A 2834-nucleotide genomic window follows, 5' to 3' on the forward strand; every position below is an offset into this window, starting at 1 on the left:
TGATCAAGAATGACTTCTTGATAAAGGGTTTTTAAATCATTCATGCGAATAAATCCTGAGTGGTTTTGACTGCTGCGACTAAACGCGCGATGTCCGCGCTGTCGTTATAGGCGGCAAATGAGGCGCGGATGGTGGCGGGAATGCCGAAGAAGCGCATAATTGGTTCTGCGCAATGATGTCCGACACGTACGGCGAGACCGCGGCTGTCCATAATCGTTCCCGCATCATGGGGATGAATGTCTTGCAGGGTAAAGGAAATGACCGCAGCTTTTTGTGCCGCTTGTCCGTAGATGCTTACACCGTTCAATTCGCTCAGTGCGGCTTCCGCTTCTATGCGCAGCTGTTCTTCATGCGCGGCGAGATTCGGTAAACCGATGTCTTGCAGCCATTCCAATGCCGCACCCAAGCCGATGACTTCCACAATCGGTGGCGTGCCGGCTTCAAATTTCAGCGGCGGCGGTGCGTAAAGGGTTTTTTCAAAGCTCACGGATAAAATCATGTCGCCGCCGCCTTGATAGGGCGGCATGGCTTCTAAAAGTTCGTAGCGACCGTAGAGAACGCCGACGGCAGTCGGTCCGTAGAGTTTATGCCCTGAAAAAACATAGAAATCGCAGTCCAGCGCCTGCACGTCCACCGGCAGATGCGCAACCGCCTGCGCGCCGTCAACAATCGTGGTAATGCCGCGCGCTTTGGCTTTGGCGATGAGCGGCGCGATGGGGTTGATACTGCCCAATACGTTTGAGACGTGGCAGATAGAGAAAATTTTGACGCCGTCTAAGTAGGTATCAAAGTCTTCTATAAGCAGTTCGCCTTTGTCGTTCATCGGCAAAACAAGCAATTCCGCACCGAAGCGGCGGCAGGCGATTTGCCAAGGCACGATATTGGCATGATGCTCCATGGCGCTGATCAATACTTTGTCGCCTGCTTGCAGCAGTAGTTCGCCTAAAGAAGAGGCTAAGAGGTTCAGCGCCTCGGTCGTGCCTTTGGTAAAGACGATTTCTTGCGCGGATGCGGCATTAAGAAAGGCGGCGGTTTTTTCGCGCACGCGGTCATATTGCTGCGTCAGTTGCTGCGAAAGAAAATGCACACCGCGATGAATGTTGCTGTATTCATGCTGCAGACAATGCTGCATGGCTTCAATCACGCGCAGGGGTTTCTGCGTGCTGGCGGCATTGTCTAAATAGGTCAAGGGATGGCCGTGTATTTGACGGTTGAGAATGGGAAATTCGCCGGCTAAATCAGTCTTCATCGCCGCCTGTCCATGTTTGGCTAATCGCTTCGTGCAAATTGGCAGCTAAGGCTCCATGCTCCACGACCACCGCTTCATGCAAGAAGCTGCTGATCAGCATCACTTGCGCGGTTTCTAGGTCAATACCGCGCGATTGCAGATAAAACAGCGATTCAGGGTCTAAAAAGCCGACTGTCGAGCCGTGCGCGCATTGCACGTCATCGGCATAAATTTCCAAACGCGGCACGGAATGCGATTTGGCTTCGTTCGAAAGCAGGATATAGCGGCTGTCTTGCTTGGCATCGGTTTGCTGTGCGCCGTGGGCGACATAAATCATGCCGTCGAAAATGCCGTTGGATTTGTCGCGCAAAGCACCGCGCACGACTTGATTGCTTTGGCTGCCTTCGCTCATATGGCGCACGTTCACATGATAATCGCCGACTTGCTCGCCGCTGAGCATCTGTACGCCGCCGAATAAAAATTCCGCCTCTGCGCCGTGAATCTCGGCTTGCACGTCCACTCGCGCCAATGCCGCGCCGCTTTGCACCGCATTGATGCGCAGTTTGCTGTGTGCTTGCTGCTTGGCGCCGATATAGGCGCACTGCGTATTCGCCGCGCCCTCATCCGCCGCGCCCAGCCACAGCACCATATCGAATTCGCTGTTTGCGCCGACTTCCAACGCAATCAAAGGCAGTTGCGCCGCCTCGCGTTCGGCGCGCATATCCAGCCATAAAGCCGCTTTCGCCTCTGCCGCCACTTCAATCAACATCCGTGAAAATTGCCATTTTTTGCCCACGGCATCCAAATGAATCGCCAGCGGTTGCTCGAATGTTTGCGCGGGAATACGGATGTGCAACACATCATCGGCTAATGCCATATTGACGGCGGCAAAAGGCGCGTCGATTTGGCTGTGCAAGAAAGCCATATCCAAATCGCGCGCTTCGTCGGTTTCAGACACCTGCACCGCATCCGGAAAATCATATTGGTAAGCGGCGCAGTCCACGCGGCGGCTGATGCTGCGTAAGGCTTTCAAGGGCGTCCAGCGCCATGATTCGGCACGCGACAGGCTCGGATAAGCCAAGGCTTTTTGCTTGGCAGCGGAATCGCCAGTATGCACCAGCAATTCTGTAATCATCGAATCAGACATCATGCCTCCTAATTGCGCGATGCGCCTGCTTCTTCGCCGCGGTATTCCTGATAACCGCGCGCTTCCAGCTCCAATGCCAATTCTTTGCCGCCGCTTTGCACAATCTCGCCGTTAACCAATACATGCACCACATCAGGCACGATGTATTCCAATAAACGCTGATAATGCGTAATCACTAAGAAAGAACGGCGGGCATCGCGCAAAGCGTTCACGCCTTCCGCGACCACGCGCAAAGCGTCGATATCCAAGCCGGAATCGGTTTCGTCAAGCACCGTCAATTTCGGTTCTAAAACTGCCATTTGCAGGATTTCATTACGTTTTTTCTCACCGCCCGAAAAACCGACATTCACAGCGCGGCTGAGGAAATTTTCTCCCATTTTGACCTGCTTCATGCGTTCTTGCAGCAAAGCATGAAAATCCATCGCATCGATTTCCGGCAAGCCCTGATGCACGCGTTTG

General features: G+C 53.7%; 2 protein-coding genes and 1 pseudogene. All 3 read right to left on the bottom strand.

The window, feature by feature from the left end; genetic code table 11:
* Window positions 1-40: 40 nt before the first annotated feature.
* Window positions 41-1249, bottom strand: coding sequence for a SufS family cysteine desulfurase (locus tag DT343_RS18320; protein ID WP_112863893.1), 1209 nt, complete (start codon window positions 1247-1249; stop codon window positions 41-43).
* Complete coding sequence (gene sufD / locus DT343_RS18325) at window positions 1239-2375, bottom strand: Fe-S cluster assembly protein SufD (RefSeq protein WP_181669238.1); 1137 nt, start codon at window positions 2373-2375, stop codon at window positions 1239-1241. Before sufD ends, DT343_RS18320 begins: the two co-directional genes overlap by 11 nt.
* Before the next feature lie 8 nt (window positions 2376-2383).
* Window positions 2384-2834, bottom strand: a pseudogene (locus tag DT343_RS18330) (ABC transporter ATP-binding protein); the annotation flags it as partial.

Origin of the sequence: Brevundimonas vesicularis, from assembly GCF_900445985.1 — a bacterium.
Taxonomy (GTDB): Bacteria; Pseudomonadota; Alphaproteobacteria; order Caulobacterales; family Caulobacteraceae; genus Brevundimonas; species Brevundimonas vesicularis_D.